Source organism: Candidatus Neomarinimicrobiota bacterium (assembly GCA_034716895.1).
GTDB lineage: Bacteria > Fidelibacterota > UBA8477 > UBA8477 > JABMPR01 > JABMPR01.
In genome coordinates this window covers 1-18,472 of sequence record JAYEKW010000016.1, presented here as the reverse complement: position 1 = coordinate 18,472, position 18,472 = coordinate 1, and the positions used below count along the sequence as shown (strand labels likewise).

Genomic DNA, 18,472 nt, shown 5'->3' with positions numbered 1-18,472 from the left:
TGATCACCCTGCAAGTTTTATGGTTAGGTGGGCTGCTCGTTCACTATTCAGAGCCTTCATCAGGTTCTTCCTGCTACGGCCACTCATATTTTGATAGATGGCAATAATGGTTTTGTCATCCACTCTCTCTAAAATTGGCTTGATCTCGGCGACTTTCATTGTCTCATAGGTTTTTGCCAGTTCTTTGATAGAAACATGCTTGTCCTGGAGGGTTTGCAAGTTCGATTTCAGAGATTCAACTTGCAAAACGTGCCCCTGAATTATTCCCTCTTTAATACTTAGTTCATCATTCAAGCTATCCAGAGTGACTCTGGCGAAGAACAAAGTATTGGTAAGATCATTTATGATTATTTGTAATGAATCTGCTTTACTGATCTTTGGCTGTACACCTTGCGTTGTGTCTGTACTAGCCAATTCATTTTCTGATACTGCCAGTGTCTGGCCTGTTTCATTGGGGTCAGGTGTCATAAAACCAAGGGCAAAAAATGCTACAGCGATCAACACTACAAACAAAGCCACAATCATTAGAGACCACATGATGATTTGTTTCATGCATCCTCCTCGTTTTGAATAGTGCGAGCGGCAATCTCACTTTCTTCTTTTACCTGATCCTGATTATTTTTCTTCTTAAAGGCATCATGGTGATGCTCTTTAAGCTTCTCCATGACCATTTTATCCTTGGAAGCCTTGATATAGAGTTGTCGCTGCTCATCTGTTTTCAGCTCACTGGTCGCCACAGCTTCATCATGCTCTTTAATTTTATCAGAGAGTTGATCCACGTAGGCTGTCCGATTACTTAGCTCACCTATGGTGACACTGCCTGTGTGAGCTGCTTCGTCGCTACTATTGACCAGGTTTTCCTTCTCGGTTTGAACCAATGTCAATCTCTGTTTTTCCAACTCAGTTTCCGCCTGTGCCTTTTGAAGATCAGCTGCCTTGGCATCTTCAACGATCCCTCGAATATCCAAAACCTTCTGCAATGAGAAATTGAAAGCTTTCGTCATTGTACTGAGCCCTGTACGGTTTCCTGCAACTTGGCAAGCGTATCCTGAAAAGGAGCTGAATCACGCATGTCCTGTTTTAAGAATGTTTTAATGGCTGCGATCTTTTCAATAGCTCGGTCAACCTCGGGATTGCTTCCAGCGACATAGGCACCAATATTTATGATATCTTCTGAATCACGATAATCGGCGAGCATCTCAAGAACGGCTTGAGACTGACTCAGTTGTTCATCTGTAACAACCTCTGTTCTTAACCGACTGATGCTCTCATTCACATCTATGGCAGGATATTGACCCCGGGTAGCCAAACGTCTTGAAAGTACGATATGCCCATCCAGAATTGCTCGCGATGCATCACTTATGGGCTCATCCATATCATCCCCTTCTACCAGAACCGAATATAGTCCCGTGATGCTGCCACTATCTGCTGTACCAGCACGTTCCAATAGACGGGGCAATAACGCAAATACTGAGGGGGTATAACCTTTGGTTGTTGGGGGTTCACCAACAGCAAGACCAATTTCGCGTTGAGCCATTGCAACTCTACTGAGTGAATCCATGAGCAACATAACATTTTTATTCTGATCTCTGAAATATTCAGCAATGGCAGTTGCGATCAGGGCACCTTTTACTCTGACCATAGCTGCTTGATCCGAGGTTGCTACAATAACAACAGAGCGTTTTAAGCCAGCGGGACCGAGATCTCTTTCGATGAACTCTCGAACTTCACGACCACGTTCACCAATTAAGGCGATCACATTGACATCAGCTTCTGTATAGCGCGCTATCATGCCCAGCAGGACACTTTTTCCAACTCCGGAACCGGCAAAAATACCAATGCGTTGACCTCGACCAATGGTAACCAGGCCATCAATACTGCGAATGCCCGTGGGCAGAATATCCTGGATCCTTTCACGAGTCAAAGGATTGGGTGGTGAATTATACACTGCTTGTCGCTTTTCAGCGCAAATTGGTCCCTTACCATCAATGGGGTTTCCGAGTCCATCGATCACACGGCCTAACAACTCAGGACCTACTCCAACTGACAGAGGCCGAGGACTGCGTTCTACTCGGCTACCTCGTGCTATCCCCACTGTTTGATCCAGGGGCATCAGTAATACTTTTTCACCTTTAAACCCTACGATCTCAGCCCGAATAGCCGATCCGTGACGTGGGTGAATTTGACATAATTCTCCCATTGTAGCGTGGGGTAGCGAAGCTTCAATGACAAGACCAACGACATTGGATACTTTGCCGTCCAAACGCAGCGGGGTGCCCATTCGAGCAAGCACAGCATAATCTGAGAATCTATCTAAGATCTGTTGCATCTGAATCCTTCAACATCTTCCCCAGGTTCTCAAGTTGGGTTTTTATGGTACTGTCCACTAAAAAGTCTTCGGTTTCTATTTTGCATTCCCCAGGTTGGAGCTGTGGATTTGGAATAAACCGTAAATTATGGTTTTGTGAAATATTCAATGATCTGAGGATATCTGCACCGGTGATCCACTCCAATTGGGTGGTGTTGACCTGTACAATAGTTTGCGTCTGAGTAATTGTTTCATTCAGCACGCGTTGTAACTGTGATCTCAGGATCTCATTTGAATTATTGTCCAGGGTCAATTCGCGTTGAATCAATTTTTCAGCCGTTCCCAGAGCGAGTGATAACAATGGTTCAGAGAGCTTCTCGAGTGTTTCTTGAAATTCGGTATTCAGCGAACTGATATTATCACCAAACTCCTTGGTCAACTGAGCATATTGTTTGCGAGCTTCAATTTTGGCCAAATTTTGACCTTCTTGAAACCCCGCCTGATAGGCTTCCGTACGCGCTCTTTGCAATTCAGCTTCCAACAGCTTTATTCGATCGACATAGGCACGCATTTCATGATCTCGGGATTCCTCATTGAGATCTTCTCCAAATATTCTGGCCATTTCATGATCTTGTTGATCGTCAGATAATTCATCATCCAATTGAGCAAGAAGTGGCTGGACTCCTTTAAGAGGACGCTTGAGGGTCATTACATCCATTACTCAATAACCTCTTCTTCTTCTCCACGACCGATAGTGATCTCTCCATCTTCTTCCAGTTGGCGTACGATATCGAGTATCTCTTTCTGGGCACTTTCAACATCGCGAACACGAACAGGTCCCAGATATTGGAGTTCGTCTTTAAGCATATCTGCAGCTCGTTCAGACATATTTCTGAAGATCTTTTCTTTCAGATTTTCGCTGGTTGCTTTCAGTGCAAGTGCCATTGTATTGGAATCTATGTTCTTGACAATGTTCTGAACTGCCGCATCAGGTAGCTTATTAATATCTTCAAAAAGGAACATGAGACTGGCGATCTCATCGAATAGATCTGCATCCCGCTCCTTGAAGGAATCGAGAATATTCTTTTCAGCCGAGCGACTTGCTGAATTTAGTATTTCAGCCACAGCTTCAGCCCCGCCTGTAGTACTGAGGTCACCGCCAAACACAGTTCCGATCTGTTCCCTGAGCACAGTCTCAATTTCCTCGATCAATTCAGGTGAGGTCTTTTCCATGGTAGCTAGGCGGAAAGCGATCTCACTCTGATTCTCCTGAGGAAGTTCAGACATGATATTGGCGGCCTGGGCCGCTTTCAGGTTGGCCAGAATAAGCGCTGCCGTTTGGGGGTGTTCATTCTGCAAAAAGTTGAGTAATTGTTTGTCATCCACAGTCTGCAAAAGGTAGAAGGCACTCACTTCAGTGGTTGCCTCAACCCGTTTGAGGATTTCTTCAGCCCGTTTATGACCATAGGCAGACTCCAAGACGCTCTTGGCGTAATTAAGACCACCTTGAACTATAAAATCATTGGCCTGCATCAATTGATAGAATTCTTCAATGACAGCCGATAGTACTTCGGCAGGCACATTCTGAAGAAGTGCGATCTCCACTGAGATCTTCTCAATTTCTTTATCCGCTAAGTGCTTCATCACGGCAGCTGCGTTGGCCACGCCCATGGCGATCAAGATCAATGCTGCCTTTTGGAGACTTTTTAGATGGTCTCCAGGCGGATTTTTGCTTTTCTGATTTTCTTTAGTCATTTATTTGGATCCAACAGTAGGTGCCATCCATGTCCGGAGTAGCTTTGCCGTATCCTCAGGATTTTCCTTTGAATACTCAACCACTTCAGAGGTCATTTTATCTTTTGCCTTCAGCTTAGCCTGGGCTTCAAGTGAGAGTTTTGCCATAAAGGCATCTGAATCGTAATTAACAGTCGGTTCTGGGGCCGACTGAGAACCCACGATTGTGGGATCCGTTGCTTGGCCCTGCTGGGGTAAACCCTGGACAACATTGGAACCCTGGAGCATGGTTTGTTCTGTCGAGCCCCCTAAAAGGACTGGTAATTCTATTTCATTGCTGACTGATTTTAATAGTCCTCTCACCACAAAGAACGCCACTAACAGACCTAAAGCCATAAGACCTTTATTGATCAAACTCGCTTGCATTTCTTTTTGCGCAATAGATTCAAAATATACTTTATCCTCTTCGATCATGCTTTTATCGAATTGGATATTCTGGACCTCGATGACATCACCACGATCTTCGCTATAACCTACAGCACTTTGCACCAGAGTTTTGATCTGAGCCACTTCCTGTTTGCTCCTGGGAACGTACTCGCGAATCTTTTTACCTGCAGGATCCTCACCATCCTGGTAAGTCCCATTTATCAGTACTGCCACTGTTTGTCTGATCACCACACCAGTATTCGCAACGTAATGTTCAACGGTTTTGTTCAGCTCATAATTGGTGACCACATTTTCATTTTCATTGCTATTATTGATATTATTGGTTGTGTCGAGATTTACTGATGATTCTGAATGTCTTTCCTCGCTCACCACAACCACATTTTCGGGATCAAATAGTTCTTGAGTTCTTTCCAATTTCTCAAAATTCATCTCAACTGAGACTTCTACCATTGCATTTTGAGGACCAACAACACCTTCCAGCAGGTGTTCGATCTTCTTCTCAAGCTTTCTCTCAATATTATGGCGAAGATCCCACTGACTTCCTGAAGCCCCCATGACCATTTCTTCACCCTGTCCACTGGTAAGCAGGTTGCCATCAGTATCTACAACCACCACTGCATCTGAATTCAAACCTTCAACGCTATTGGCTACTAACGCTGCAATTCCCTTTACCTGACTTTCGCCTATAAATCTCCCCGGTGCCAAGCTTATAACGATAGAAGCAGATGCATCTTCCCCTTTTTCAAAGAGCTTCCCCTCAGGGATTACCAGATGGATCCGACTGTTCATAACTCCTGGGAACTGATTGATAGTCTTGGTCAATTCACCCTCAAGGGCCCTACGCATGTTCAGCTGCTGCATAAAGCTGGTCATTCCCAACTTTTGATCATCAAATAATTCATAACCTGAGACAACTTGACCGACATACCCAGCCTCAATAAATCTCAAGCGCAGTTCCGAAGCCTTTTCCTTGGGAACCAGAATAGTTGCCCCATTATCTTCTATCTCATAGCGTACCTTGCTTCCCTGCAACTCGGCCAGGATCTTACTGGCATTTTTCGAATCCATATCTGAATATAGAATTACGAATTCGGGACGATTAGCCCACAAGACCAAAGAAATAGTGATGGAAAACAGTAAAACAAATACCACGGCCAGAACCGCCCGTTGGGCAGGGCTGTAACGTCTAAAAATGGTACCGATCAGATTAAACAATTGGGTCATTTTCGATTACTCCTGCCCCTTATACCTGCATCCGTGAAATCTCTTGATATGAATCAAGTAACTTCGACCTGATCTCTATCATCAATTGGAAACTCAATTTGGATTCTTCCATACTGATCATTGCCTGGGTAAGGCTGTCAGAATTCCCCTGAACAACATCTGTTACTTGGGCAGCAGCAGCTTTACTATTACCATTGACAACTTCAAGAAAATCTGTCATTGTGTCGCCAAATGACTTCTGCGCTACTCCTGGTGCTTCACCATTTTGTAATGGATCAGCACCCTTTCTGGCTGGTTGTGTTCCTTGAATCGATTGGATAAGATCATATATCTGAGTCATAAAAGCTCCTAACCAGCAACATCCAGAAGATGCCCTTTATAAATTGGTGTTGAATTATTCTTGCCATAAAAATTGGAGTCATCCGGTCTTTCACTTCCAAAAAGCACATGTAGTGTCGCTCTTTCCGGCAGGGACAAAACTGATGAACGTGTTGATTGAACCTGGAGGTGCTCTTCTTTTTCTATCAGCGTCTGAAGAAAATTCGAATCTTCACCTGCAGATGAATGCATACTACGCGTTCCGTTTTGCTGATAAACTTTGTCAGCATTGACAGAAAAAGGATTGAAACCTGGTACTTTGATATCCATAATCAGATCTGGAAAGTTCTTTTGGCCATACTTTTAGCGGCGTTCAATACGGTAATATTGGCTTCATAAGCCCTGCTGGTAGCCATGAGATCCACCATTTCTTCAATTACATTTACATTGGGCATTTTTACGTAGCCATTCTCGTCTGCTCGCGGATGAGTCGGGTCATGAATGATCTTCTCGCCTTTAACCTCAACAACATCGTAAGTGTTTTGTGGAGTAGCGGAAATGATGCCCTGGGAAGCAGACTTAGATCCAGTTCCCAAATGTTTATTACTTGAGCGGTTTAGCTTTAATGCCATTTTTGCCCCAAATTGCTTATTTTCAGCATCGTGAGAACCTTTGATCAGAGCCACTTTTCGTTGATAGAGTTTACCCTGTTTATCTGGAAGCGCCTCAGCATTGGCGATGTTTTCTGAAATCACTTCCAGGCGCTTCATCTGAGAGGAAATACCACTATAGGTTTTCCTGAGTGCTGAAAAAATGCCTTGTGTTTCCATAGTGATTTCCTACCTGTTTCGGCCGAGAATAGCAGTTGTCAATCCAGAATAGTACCTGGAAAGCGCTCGTGTAACGAGCTCATGTCTGATCTGATTTGCACTTAGATCTGTCATCTCACGAGCAAGTTCAACGTCACTCTCTGGATTATTTGGACTTCCCAGGGATCCTTCGCCCTTCCAACTGGCATGTTGAATATGTTTTTCACGACTTGCTCTGATCCCTGAATTATCAATTACAGATTTCAGCTTCTCAGAGAAGTCAGTATTCACTCGCTTATAATTATCGGTATTGGAATTGGCTATGTTCTGGGCAATTGCCTGGTGTTGTTCGTCATAAACATGAGCCGCCTTTTTAAGCAGATCTCCATAATCGGTATTAAGTATTTTTATTTCCATGGGTGCTCAAATATTCAATTGCTATGCCACTACATTTACCATTTATCGATTGTGAAACCACAAAGCAGTAAACATGGGCTTTAGCTACTGTATATATTTATTTTAAGTTGCTATTTAAGTGTCTGTTATGGTGCACAGTTCAGAGCATTGCAGGCGGATAATGAAAACAGGAGCGGAAAATATTTCCAAGAGGTGGCTAAATTGTTCAGGGATAAATTGCGGAGTGTTTTTTGTACTATGAAAATAAAAAGTCCCGAGAATTGTCGGGACTTAGGGGAACTTAATGGATTTAAGTATGATCAATAGTTACTCATATTTCAGCATACCCTTACCCATTTCATCGTATAGATGCAGTTTATTACGCAGGGTTCGCACACTTATGCCAAGCAGATCAGCTGCCTGAGTACGATTATTCGTTGTTCGCTTCAATGCATTATGGATCATCTGCTTTTCCATCTCTGCGATTGTTGTAACAGCCTTAATGGAACTTGCATCATCGGCTTTCAATATCTCAGCCTCAAGATTAAAGTGTTCTATGGCAATTCGCTCATCTTCTCCCGAATAGAGGACCGCACGTTCAATAATATTTTCGAGTTGGCGAACATTTCCGGGCCAGTCTTCCTTTGATATTAATTTCAAGGTTTCAGCAGATACCTCTTTGTGTTCAAAGCGATATTTAATCTTAAACTTCCCCAGGAAGTGGTCTATCAAAAGAGGAATGTCAGAATTTCTCATCCGCAACGGTGGCACTATGATTGGAAAAACATTTAAACGATAATATAAGTCTGACCGAAAATAGCCCTCTTTGATCAGCTTATCGATGTCTTGGTTTGAAGTTGCGATCACCCGCACATCGACATCCAGTTCCTGAGTATTCCCAACTCTGGTGATCGTGCGATTTTGCAGTACACGCAATAGCTTTGCCTGCATCGTAGTCGGAATTTCACTGATCTCATCTAATAGCAGAGTCCCCCCATCAGCTTCTTCAAAAAGTCCTTTATGCATTTTGATCGCATTGGTGAATGAACCCTTCTCATGTCCAAATAAGGTGCTTTCAAACAAAGACTCAGGAATTGCCGAGCAGTTGATCTTTAAAAATGGTTTATCTGATCGATCACTCCCCTCATGAATAGATTGCGCGATCAGTTCTTTTCCTGTTCCACTTTCACCTTGAATAAAAACAGCTGCATCGCTTCGTGCTACAATGCTGATCTGACTGAAAACCCGCTCCATTTCAGGACTTTGACCAACCAATTTTGTGTACTTCCTATCATCTGAGAGTTTACGTTTTAGCGCTTTATTCTCAGCTTTTAATTCCTGATAATCAAAATAGCGAGTAACCCGAGACTCTATCTGTGATATTGAGAAGGGTTTGGTTATAAAATCGAAAGCACCTTTATGCAAAGCATCAACCGCAGTTTCAACTGTACCATAGGCTGTGATGATCAAGAATCCCAGATTTTCATAAATATTTCGAGCTGCAACCATAAATTCAACACCTGTCATGCCAGGCATCATGAGATCTGATATCACCAGGTCAAATTGGTTTTCTGATAATAGTTCAAGGGCTGCTTTAGCATCCTTCGCTATTTCCACATTAAATCCTGAAGTAGAGAGCGTTTCGTTCAGAATCGTTCTGAGACTTAGGTCATCATCAACTACGAGAATTTTTTTCATTGTTTTCCTATCTTTAAGTCAGCATGCTGTCTTATTGTTTTAATCGGCCCTGCTGTTCCAGGTAAGATTTATGAGCACGGGCATGATCAACAGTTTTCCTTATCAGCTCCTGGCTCTCATCTTTCCCTTTGGAATCTATTTCTGAAAGTTGTTTTTTCAATGCCTCTAACTCTTCTTCAAGTTCAGATATTTTCTGAAGACAACTGACATTGGTTTTCTGCAAGTTATCATTCTTGATCGCTCGTTCAATTGAAGCAATGACCTGTTCGACAGAAAATGGTTTGATCAAATAGTCGTGAATATTCTGTCTTAACCCTTTAATAGCACTACTGATTCCCGGGTAACCGGTCATCAGAATACTGATCACATCAGGATACATCTCCCTGATGATCGCATTCAGGGTGATCCCATCCCGACCGGGTAATTGGATATCCGATAAAAGACAATCAATTCTGATGGCATTGGCAACTCGGAGAGCTTCAGAAACAGTAAAGGCAGTGTGGACCTCATACCCGTGCTCACTTAATCCATATTTGAAAATATCAACAATTGTCTTATCATCATCGACCAACAGGATAGTTAAAGGGCTTTGCTCTTGTGTCATCGTAATATCGCCTACCCTGAATATTTCACTTTTCTAACATCGTTAAACAAGCATGAGCTGAGTTTAGCTGTAATCTTTTTTGCAGAATCTGCATCAAATGGGTAGGTTAAGATAGCATGGGTCATACTCAAGTCTGTTTTTGATTTTGACCTCATCCTACCACTCTCCATTTCATTGCGGACGTTGGCCAGGTGATGGTCGAGTCCAACTGGATTTCCACCTACAGCCATGATCATCAGCGTATCATAGCCTGCCCAATATAGCCGTTTATCCGGACCCAATTGATCAGCGATCAGGTTCCGCCAGTTTACTCTCAACAATGAGAAATCTGCTTCCTCTTCCGACATCCCCGTCGCAATTAAACGGGTCATGGCAAAGCTCACGGGTGTATCTGAGATATCACTCAACCCAAGTTCGGCATTGATCAGATCGTCAAGTGCCCGAATAGGTTCTACATCATTACTTTCAAGGTTTCTCTTTGAGCGCCCTTGACGAGACCCAATGATAGGGGCTATCTGAGTTGCCAGTATCTTCAAAAGAGTCAATTCATCCGTAAAGGGATAGACGTGATCCTTGTGTTCCACGATAACCAGATATCCCTGCAATAACCCCTGGTATTTAATAGGAATAAAGATAATCTGTCGGCATGCATCGGGAAGATCAACATCATTGTCATCAATCTTGAGCTTGGCTCCTACATCAGGGAGGATGGTTATATTCTCATTCGACAGAACTTTTCCATTAAAGATAGCATTAGCATTAAAATTTAAACTATTTTTCATACTTTTGGCACCAACAGTAGTATAAGTAACCCCAAATTTCTGCACATCATTTTCAGGTTCACAGAGCAACGCGGTGTGGATATGCATACTTTCAGCCATCGTGTCAAATAGCATCTCAACTGCATATTTCTGTTCTCTCACCTGGTACAATATATTGCTGATATCATAAAGCATAGTGATCTGAGAAAGCATACTCTTTACTTCATTGTGCAGAGTCTCATTCTCTCGTTTGAGGGTCAGTTTTTCAATTGCGTGGGTTAGTATCTTATCAATATCTTCCAGTCTAAACGGTTTTTTAATATAGTCATATACTCCCTGTTGAACTGCGTCAATGGCTGAATCAACTGAGGCATAGCCTGTAAAAATAATAATTTGAGTATCATTTTCCTGTTGACGGATTTCCTTTACCAATTCCATCCCATTTATTTGCGGCATCATCAGATCAGTAAACACAATATCAAAAGATGACCTTTTCAATAATTCAAGTGCTTCTTCAGGATCATTAATACCAGTGACTGCGTAACCCTTTTCAGAAAGAAAATTGATGAGGATTGTCACAATCATCTCTTCATCATCAACGATCAATATTGAGATCTTATTTTTTTCCATATCCGCTCCCATCACCCTAATTCAGAGACTCAACAAGCATTTCATCACCCTGGCGATAAATGCACACACCGCCCTTAATACTTGTGCTATAATATTTTTTATGTCCAATGGTTACTGTCACCTTAGGATGTAAACATTTCTTGATCTTCACTGCGTATTCAGGTGATTGCCCCATGGCTTCTTTAACGAGTTTCTCACACTTTTCGGTTGTCATCTCGATTTGATTTTCGGCTGCGGTGATCTCCCCATGTATTTTTGCTATTTCCGCCGCTCGTTCCTCAGATATAGTATTGAGACGCTGCTGTAATAATTCCAGAAATTCTAATCTCTTCTTCAACGAATCCAGATAGCGGTACTCTTCAGCAAGATCGATCTTACTCTGCCAAAGCTTGGATTGTTCTCCATCCATATCACTTCGTGTGAGAGCCATTTCAGTCAGAATATTTTGATCTGATCCTGCTTCAAGGAGTTCAATCCCCTTCTCAGCAATTGTTTTTCCACCTCGAATCAAACCCTCATTTTCGTTTAATAGAATTTTACCACCTGATGTAATATGAGAATTAATGGCATAGTGTTTTATTACCACATCATTTTTAATACTGGCTGTGACATCCTGGATAAATCCGCAGATCAGATCATCTCCGGCAAGTATCCTGGCCCGACCACGGCCCAAAACACCATTCTCGATCACAATACTGCCATTTTTTGAATAGATCTCGGCTGCTTCAACACTGCCTTTAATAATTATCGAATCCGTTGCCTCTACCCTAAATCCAGACCGAACATCGCCGCCGATCATTACCGTTCCCTGGTATTTCACATTACCGGTGTTGAAATCGACATCACCATGGATATGAAACACATTATCTACAACAACTTTTCCTCTTTTAAGCATCGCTACACCATCAATAGCGGCACAGAGAGTTAACCCATTTTTAGAAAGCTGGGTATTCTTCCCGGCCGGAATGACCAGAGGTTCGATATTTGCTGGTCCCTCAATTATTTTTCCTGTGACAGTGGTTTTCGGTTGACCTGGGACACCGGGAACCAGCTTTACAATTTGGTCACCTTTACTTACAACTTCAAATTGCTTCAACTGTTTGAAATCCGCTTTTCCATCTACACTGATATTCGGACGATGTTTCGTTGCAATATCTATTTTCCAGACCAATTCATCCGGTATGGGGTCACTTGCGGCAAGACCTTGAGCAATATTAAGTTCATGTATGGATTTTCTGTCAGAAACCAGTTTTTTCAGTATACCTGTGTTGACTCCCACCACGACCTCTGCTTCCTGCAAAGCTGATTCAACAACTGCCAGCGAGGGAAAATCATCACCCCTTACACTAATAGATAGTAGTGCGGTCATCTCATCTATTGAAACGTGTATCGTTATGCCATCTGTTCTAAATACAGTCATCTTAATAAATTTTATATCATTGATCTGAATACTGAAATCTAAGCTCTGCGATTTTCCCACAATTGCATTTGTGGATCACACCCACGATGAGATCACCCTCATAGATCGGTTGAAAGAATTCAACACCATCTTCCTGGTTTTCTTCCACCGGATCAAGATGGATTGTTCCTTTCATATGGCTGTTCACATTTTTGATCACACCACTCTTTTGGCGAGTTTTCTGTTTTGTGAACTGATTTTCAGTTTCATCCATCTCTACAAATTCATCATTATTCATCATATAAATACCTTTTGACCATTAGCCGAACATGGAATCTATGTCATCTTGAGAAATTGCTTCATGGTGAATATCATCCCGGGTCTCTGCATCTAACGCATCCTTTTCTCTCTGCCGGGCATCCGGATCGACCTGTTCCTCAATTGCTTCTAAAACCTTTTTTCCAATTGAAGTGGACATTTTGGCTTCTTCCAATGAGGCGAATAGGACTGTGAACTTGTCATAGATTGCCCCAAGGATCTTATTAGCATGAGCCAATTTTTGAGATGTGATGTCCTGAAATTGCAGGGCATTTACAATATTGGCTACCTCTTCATGCATCATATTGATACTTTTGGTCTGGTTATCTTTTGCCAGCTCTGGTAGTATTTCAAGAGTGGCCGATATTTTATCCAGAGCATCCAAGATCTCCACCGTTGCATATTCGGTGGCTCTGGTTACATCATCGATCCGATCTGATGCTGTGGGGATCTTGTGAGCGCTATCCTGCAATGAATTATTCATTTCAGACATCAGGGGCATGATCCCTTTTAAAAACGAAAATAAGTCTCCCAAAAATGGAATAACCTCATCGCCAAACTTAAAGAATCCCCGCATATCATTGATACGCGTTAAAACTTGATCTAAGTGTTTCTCCTTTTCCATCTACATCACCTTCATCTACTTGCTAAGAATATCGTTGATTTTCTTCTTTAATATTTCGGGAGTAAATGGTTTCACCATATAGCCGTTCACCCCAATTTTCACTGCAGTGATCACGTCCTCCTTCATTCCCCTGGTGGTCACCATCAGAATTGGTATATCTTTATATTTGGGATTGCCCCGTAATTCAACAACCATTTTTTCACCATTCATTTCAGGCATATTCCAATCGGTGACAATCAGATCCACATCAACATCTAATAATTTTTCAAGCGCTTCTCTTCCGTTTTCGGCTTCGATCAAATCATTAAAGCCAACTTTGTTTAGTGAATTCTTGAGGATACGCCGCATGGTGTGCGAATCATCCACGTACAATACTTTAAAATCACTCATTATATTATCCTTTCACACTTACCTATTCGTTTGCCCCATACCAACTCCCACTGTGATGCTGGTGGTCGATTATTTGGTAAGAGACCTATATATGATTGATCATTTTGTTTGCTTTTTGGGTTCATTCACGTCTCCCATATTCAATAATTTGACCATATCTCTGACGGCGCTCCAATGCTCTTCCAGATCAAGCAGGAAGGTATTAAAATCACTATCCCGCGCTCTGGTCGATCGAATCTGGATCATTTCCCAAGCCTCCGGTGTATCATCTTCAGTTCTGAGTTGCCGATGGCCGAAATTCAATCTGATATTGTTTGCAATATAATTCGCGAGTTGAACCAGAGAGCCAGCTATCCGTAGTTCCACATCCTCAATAGCAGCCAAATCATGGTGATGCCCATTAACAGATTGAATATATTCACTAAGTCCCCAGCGTTTTGCGATCCACTGGCCGGCCTGTTGATGGGTTATTCCAAAAACTCTGGCTTCTGCCTGAATCATGGAAATCCTTTCAGAAAGACTCAGGTGATAAGCCTCCTCAAACTTACTCTGGTCCAGGCGAAAGAGCACCAATTGTCCAACATCATGTAGTAAGCCCAGTGAATAGGGACTCTCACTGAAGTGGATCCCTAATTCTTCATCCAATAATTCTGCAATATGTCCAACAGCAACACTATGCTCCCAAAACTTCTTCCAATTGATCGATGTTTCTGCACCAGGTTGAGTCATAGATTTCAGAACCGAGAATCCGAGAACAATTCCCGCTAACTCGCGCATACCAATAATCACAACTGCCTGACGAAGAGAATTCACTTTCCTCGACATTCCGTAATAGGCTGAATTTGCAACTTTCAGAATTTTCAGGGCCAGAGAAGGGTCTTGCTCAATAATAGGAACAGTTTGAATGACAGAGAGCTTATCCTCACGCATGATACTCTGAATCTCCAGAGCAATGGTCGGCAAAGTTGGCAGCCCGACCAATGACTGGATCTTATCCTGATAATATTTTGCCCTGTCTTCCATATTATCCTGATCTTGGACGATAGGCCAGGCTATCTAATTTTTCAAATTTGACATTATTTTTAGCGATCTGATCGATAATATCAGAAATGGCAAAGATCTTAATAACTTTTGGAAGCGGGCTGAATTTCATGACTGTAAGTGGCATAGTTGGTTGTCTTGTTGGACTAAAATCATTTTTGGGGAATTTTTGAATTATTGCCATGACCTTCTCTACTTATTCGTTCTCGGAAATAGATCATTAGCAACTGCATTTACTTGATCAATAGAAATTTCATTCAGCTTGGCTTTTGCAGACCGCGCCATACTAAGTGAAGCAATTTGATTGATGGAACGTGGGATACCTCCTGATAACTCCCATATCCGAACCACCGCATCTTCAGCAAAGGGGAAACTGGCTATCAAACCGGCCAATTGAAGGCGGTTGAGTAGATAATACTTCGTTTCCTTTCTGCCTAGAGGGGTCAGAACAATAGAGAAGTGGAGCCGTTCTAGAAAAATATGATAGGCTTGATGTTTCAATCGCTTGTCTAGAGCTGGTCGCCCAAACATTATTATTGATATTAAATTTTGAATCCCTATTTGAAAATTTGAAAGCTGCCTGATCTCATCAAAAATAGCTTTCTGGCGAATTTCATGTGCATCCTCAACAATCACAATTGGCCGGATACCCCTTTGGAATAATGCGATCAAACCTTGCTTGATCTGTTGTTGAACTTCCTTTTTCTGATTGTGAGGTTCAATGTCAAGCAAGCTGGTACAGATCGTTTTAAGGAAGGTCAGGGGTGTTATTTGCGGATCAGAGATCCAACATATTTTATAGCGCTTATTGTCTAGAGAATTAGCCAGAAATCTTGCTAACACAGTCTTTCCAGAACCTTGTTCACCAATGACCAGTCCTAATTCCCTTTGGTCAATTGCTTCCGTTACCCATTCAAGCACGGTTGCATGATTCTGGCTTTTGTAATAGAAAAAAGGATCTGGTGTTGCTTCAAATGGGTCTCGCTGAATCCCAAAGTTTTCTGGATAATAGTCCACGTGTTCACTTACCATAATTTTACCATTCACCTTTTCCCGGATAAGCAGAGAGCACTTTTAAAATAGAGGACCACACTGTGTTGGTCTGGTTACGACAATTCCGCAATTTCGATTTTCTCCCGTGGAGCCGCTTCATGCGACCCGTGCATTTTCGCAGAAATCATGCCACCGTATCTGGTAATGAGCACTACTCAAGGAGAAAGACATTTCATATTGATTTTATTGCTCTTAGAGAACATATCAAACCCACTATTGAATTATTATTGACGCATTGGGAATTATTTTCCCAATAGCCAGGGAAATTATTTCCGCATGGGATCACCTCGTTTACGCATAACAATAATTGAATATTTTCGGATGGATTATCCGGTAACATCTATGGTAAGGTCTGAATATCCGTGGTATCAACCTAATTATTTAATAGTTTCCAGCCTGAATCAATTCCAATAATCGCTAATGAGAGAGCACACGTTTATGGGACAAACAGCTGCAACCTTTGAATCCTTTTTCTTTGACTATCCCGATGGTGTCATTCTTAGTGACAGGGATGGTACTATCCTTGAGATCAATAAAGCTGCCACTATCCTTCTGGAATATTCAAGAGATGAACTGATCGGCCAAAAAGATGTTCAGATCATTGATTTTGCCAGAATTGATCCAACAATTGTGGAGATGATGACCAGAAGTGTCTTCAGTGGTGAAACCTACACAGCAGATCTATTCGCTAAAAAGCGCGATGGTTCCAGTATCCCCATTCAATTGCTAATGAATAGTATCAGCTATCAGGGACAACAGGTGCTGGCTTACACTATTCAGGATATCACAATGCGTTTTGAAGTAGACATCGCAATGCGTGAGAGTGAGGAAAGATATCGCAGTCTAGTGGAATTATCTCCATTTGCCATTTTTATCGTCTCTGGTGAGAAAATAGCTTATCTGAACCCCGCCGCAGTTGATCTGCTTAGAGCAGAGAATCAGTTTGATATTATTGGTCAGCACATGGCATCTTTTGTACTGCCGGAAGAACATTTAAATCTGGTTAGACATCTCCAAGACCGAGAGCAAAAGGGACAACGAGATCTGCAGCATACTCATTTTTTAGATGTTAACAAGAATTTGGTGGATGTAGAAGCCATCTTTCTACCCATCGTTTTTAAGGCTGTCCCCTCCACCCAAATTATCGGTTTGGATATTACTGAACGGCGCTTATTGGAAGAAGAACTCCGCCAATCGCAAAAGCTGGAAGCCATTGGATTGCTTGCTGGTGGCATAGCACACGATTTTAATAATATTCTCACTGGAATCATTGGATATGCCGGTTTGGGTCTCGGCGTATTGGACAATGATCATCGCGCCTATAACTTCTTCCAGCATATTGAGATTAAATCTCAAGAAGCAGCCAAACTGGTTCATCAACTGTTGGCTTTTAGCCGCAAAGATATATTGTCTTTCACTAAATTGGATCTGAATGATATCATTGTCAGTTCTGCTGACTTTCTAGGTCGGGTTCTCCCTGAAGACATGGACTACAACACATCACCATGTGAGGTGGAGTGCACTATCAACGCTGACCCGGTGGCTCTGCAGCAAATATTAACAAATCTATGTGTCAACGCCCGGGATGCCATGCCTGAAGGAGGCAGTGTGTTGATCTCCACTGATATTGTCCAGTTGGAGGAAAACAATATCAATTCTTCATTCAATTTTACTCCGGGGTATTTCGTTAAGCTTATTGTGAAAGATATGGGTCTGGGGATGAATGAAGAGACCCTGAAACAAATGTACGATCCCTTTTTCACAACCAAAGGGATTGGTGAAGGAAGTGGGTTAGGTCTCTCAATGGTATACGGCCTGGTAAAACAACATAATGGTTTAATCCATTGCAAAAGTAAAGTTGGAGAAGGCACTTCTTTTGAAATTTACTTCCCCTACCTGGCTTCTCAGCAAGCTATCTCCAGTATTGCCAAGCAAGATCAGATCACAATTCGTGGCCGAGAAACTATTCTACTGGTTGAGGATGATATTGATGTCATCACTATCCTCCAGGGTATTTTAGAATCATCAGGATATACTGTGAGAATGGCGAAGAATGGAAAAGTTGCAGCAGATATTATCTTGGAGAACAACTATGTGATTGATTTGGTGATCACTGACCTGGTCATGCCTGAAATGAGCGGAACGGAACTTTACAAGCGGGTTGAAAACTTGCCTTATTGTCCTGAGTTTCTCTACATAAGCGGTTACGCCCGGGATTCAGAGATCAAGGGTCTAAAGCTGAGTCCGGATATTGAATTTATGAAAAAACCCTTCACTGCAACAGAACTAAACCGTCGGGTAAGAAAGGTTATTGACAAAACGAAGGATTAAACTGAAAACCCAATTGGACTTTTGAGGGCACGTATAGGTTCAAAATATTTTCCGTTCAGAAAGCTTGACGATCTCGCAAAAAGTCCCCTTCGACCGGGCTCAGGAACCACCTCTCGCCCTTCGACTTTGCTCAGGACAGGCGCCGCGCGCAGAGACGCAAAGTGTTGATATATATGGATTTAGGCTTATTCACTATATGTAGTTGTATTTTATGGTTTTAGGGCATTTTTTTATGAATTCTCAGATACTTTTTGCGGTTCCGTCAAGCTTCATATTTTGAGCATAGCTGCTTGTCAGGGCGTAGCATGTAGTGTGGAGACTGATAGCTATGGTCAAGATTTTAAGTACAACAGAACTGGAAAAGATGAAGGAGATAACGCACAGTT

At 42.2% G+C, this 18,472-nt stretch carries 21 protein-coding genes; 1 reads left to right on the top strand and 20 read right to left on the bottom strand.

Annotation, left to right across the window (positions count from 1 at the left end; translation table 11 throughout):
• Positions 1 to 3: 3 nt before the first annotated feature.
• From U9Q77_01295 to U9Q77_01200, 20 genes are all read right to left on the bottom strand, one after another.
• On the bottom strand, positions 4 to 552 hold the full coding sequence (locus U9Q77_01295; GenBank protein MEA3285998.1) for a hypothetical protein: 549 nt from the start codon (positions 550 to 552) through the stop codon (positions 4 to 6).
• On the bottom strand, positions 549 to 1,004 hold the full coding sequence (gene fliJ, locus U9Q77_01290) for a flagellar export protein FliJ (GenBank protein MEA3285997.1): 456 nt from the start codon (positions 1,002 to 1,004) through the stop codon (positions 549 to 551). The genes U9Q77_01295 and fliJ overlap by 4 nt, the downstream gene beginning before the upstream one ends.
• Complete coding sequence (fliI, locus tag U9Q77_01285; protein MEA3285996.1) at positions 1,001 to 2,329, bottom strand: flagellar protein export ATPase FliI; 1,329 nt, start codon at positions 2,327 to 2,329, stop codon at positions 1,001 to 1,003. The genes fliJ and fliI overlap by 4 nt, the downstream gene beginning before the upstream one ends.
• Positions 2,310 to 3,017: a FliH/SctL family protein gene (locus tag U9Q77_01280; protein MEA3285995.1), complete on the bottom strand. Its 708-nt coding sequence runs from the start codon at positions 3,015 to 3,017 to the stop codon at positions 2,310 to 2,312. The genes fliI and U9Q77_01280 overlap by 20 nt, the downstream gene beginning before the upstream one ends.
• Positions 3,018 to 3,025: 8 nt before the next feature.
• Positions 3,026 to 4,063 carry a flagellar motor switch protein FliG gene (gene fliG / locus U9Q77_01275; protein MEA3285994.1) on the bottom strand — a complete coding sequence of 346 codons (1,038 nt, stop codon included), beginning with the start codon at positions 4,061 to 4,063 and terminating at the stop codon, positions 3,026 to 3,028.
• Positions 4,064 to 5,713: a flagellar basal-body MS-ring/collar protein FliF gene (gene fliF / locus U9Q77_01270; protein MEA3285993.1), complete on the bottom strand. Its 1,650-nt coding sequence runs from the start codon at positions 5,711 to 5,713 to the stop codon at positions 4,064 to 4,066. It lies immediately after the preceding gene.
• Between the two features lie 19 nt (positions 5,714 to 5,732).
• Positions 5,733 to 6,053 carry a flagellar hook-basal body complex protein FliE gene (locus U9Q77_01265; GenBank protein ID MEA3285992.1) on the bottom strand — a complete coding sequence of 107 codons (321 nt, stop codon included), beginning with the start codon at positions 6,051 to 6,053 and terminating at the stop codon, positions 5,733 to 5,735.
• 8 nt (positions 6,054 to 6,061) lie between these two features.
• A complete protein-coding gene (locus U9Q77_01260; protein ID MEA3285991.1) occupies positions 6,062 to 6,361 on the bottom strand; it encodes a hypothetical protein in 300 nt (99 codons plus the stop codon).
• Positions 6,362 to 6,363: 2 nt separating this feature from the next.
• Positions 6,364 to 6,861 carry a flagellar basal body rod protein FlgC gene (gene flgC / locus U9Q77_01255; GenBank protein ID MEA3285990.1) on the bottom strand — a complete coding sequence of 166 codons (498 nt, stop codon included), beginning with the start codon at positions 6,859 to 6,861 and terminating at the stop codon, positions 6,364 to 6,366.
• 9 nt (positions 6,862 to 6,870) lie between these two features.
• Positions 6,871 to 7,257: a hypothetical protein gene (locus U9Q77_01250; GenBank protein ID MEA3285989.1), complete on the bottom strand. Its 387-nt coding sequence runs from the start codon at positions 7,255 to 7,257 to the stop codon at positions 6,871 to 6,873.
• A gap of 306 nt (positions 7,258 to 7,563) precedes the next feature.
• On the bottom strand, positions 7,564 to 8,934 hold the full coding sequence (locus U9Q77_01245; GenBank protein ID MEA3285988.1) for a sigma-54 dependent transcriptional regulator: 1,371 nt from the start codon (positions 8,932 to 8,934) through the stop codon (positions 7,564 to 7,566).
• Between the two features lie 31 nt (positions 8,935 to 8,965).
• Positions 8,966 to 9,538: a response regulator gene (locus U9Q77_01240; protein ID MEA3285987.1), complete on the bottom strand. Its 573-nt coding sequence runs from the start codon at positions 9,536 to 9,538 to the stop codon at positions 8,966 to 8,968.
• 11 nt (positions 9,539 to 9,549) lie between these two features.
• A complete protein-coding gene (locus U9Q77_01235) occupies positions 9,550 to 10,929 on the bottom strand; it encodes a response regulator (protein MEA3285986.1) in 1,380 nt (459 codons plus the stop codon).
• A gap of 16 nt (positions 10,930 to 10,945) precedes the next feature.
• Positions 10,946 to 12,349 (bottom strand): FapA family protein, encoded by a 1,404-nt coding sequence (locus tag U9Q77_01230; GenBank protein ID MEA3285985.1) that lies wholly within the window; start codon positions 12,347 to 12,349, stop codon positions 10,946 to 10,948.
• Between the two features lie 16 nt (positions 12,350 to 12,365).
• Positions 12,366 to 12,629, bottom strand: coding sequence for a hypothetical protein (locus U9Q77_01225; protein ID MEA3285984.1), 264 nt, complete (start codon positions 12,627 to 12,629; stop codon positions 12,366 to 12,368).
• A gap of 18 nt (positions 12,630 to 12,647) precedes the next feature.
• A complete protein-coding gene (locus U9Q77_01220) occupies positions 12,648 to 13,271 on the bottom strand; it encodes a hypothetical protein (GenBank protein MEA3285983.1) in 624 nt (207 codons plus the stop codon).
• A 15-nt stretch (positions 13,272 to 13,286) separates the two neighbouring features.
• Positions 13,287 to 13,661, bottom strand: coding sequence for a response regulator (locus U9Q77_01215; protein ID MEA3285982.1), 375 nt, complete (start codon positions 13,659 to 13,661; stop codon positions 13,287 to 13,289).
• Positions 13,662 to 13,760: 99 nt separating this feature from the next.
• Positions 13,761 to 14,684: an HDOD domain-containing protein gene (locus U9Q77_01210; protein MEA3285981.1), complete on the bottom strand. Its 924-nt coding sequence runs from the start codon at positions 14,682 to 14,684 to the stop codon at positions 13,761 to 13,763.
• 1 nt (position 14,685) lies between these two features.
• Positions 14,686 to 14,886, bottom strand: a complete 201-nt coding sequence (locus U9Q77_01205) for a hypothetical protein (GenBank protein MEA3285980.1) — start codon at positions 14,884 to 14,886, stop codon at positions 14,686 to 14,688.
• An 8-nt stretch (positions 14,887 to 14,894) separates the two neighbouring features.
• A complete protein-coding gene (locus U9Q77_01200) occupies positions 14,895 to 15,749 on the bottom strand; it encodes an AAA family ATPase (protein MEA3285979.1) in 855 nt (284 codons plus the stop codon).
• Between the two features lie 444 nt (positions 15,750 to 16,193).
• Here U9Q77_01200 and U9Q77_01195 point away from each other — a divergent pair, with 444 nt between their 5' ends.
• Positions 16,194 to 18,086 (top strand): PAS domain S-box protein, encoded by a 1,893-nt coding sequence (locus tag U9Q77_01195; protein ID MEA3285978.1) that lies wholly within the window; start codon positions 16,194 to 16,196, stop codon positions 18,084 to 18,086.
• The last annotated feature ends 386 nt before the right edge of the window (positions 18,087 to 18,472 follow it).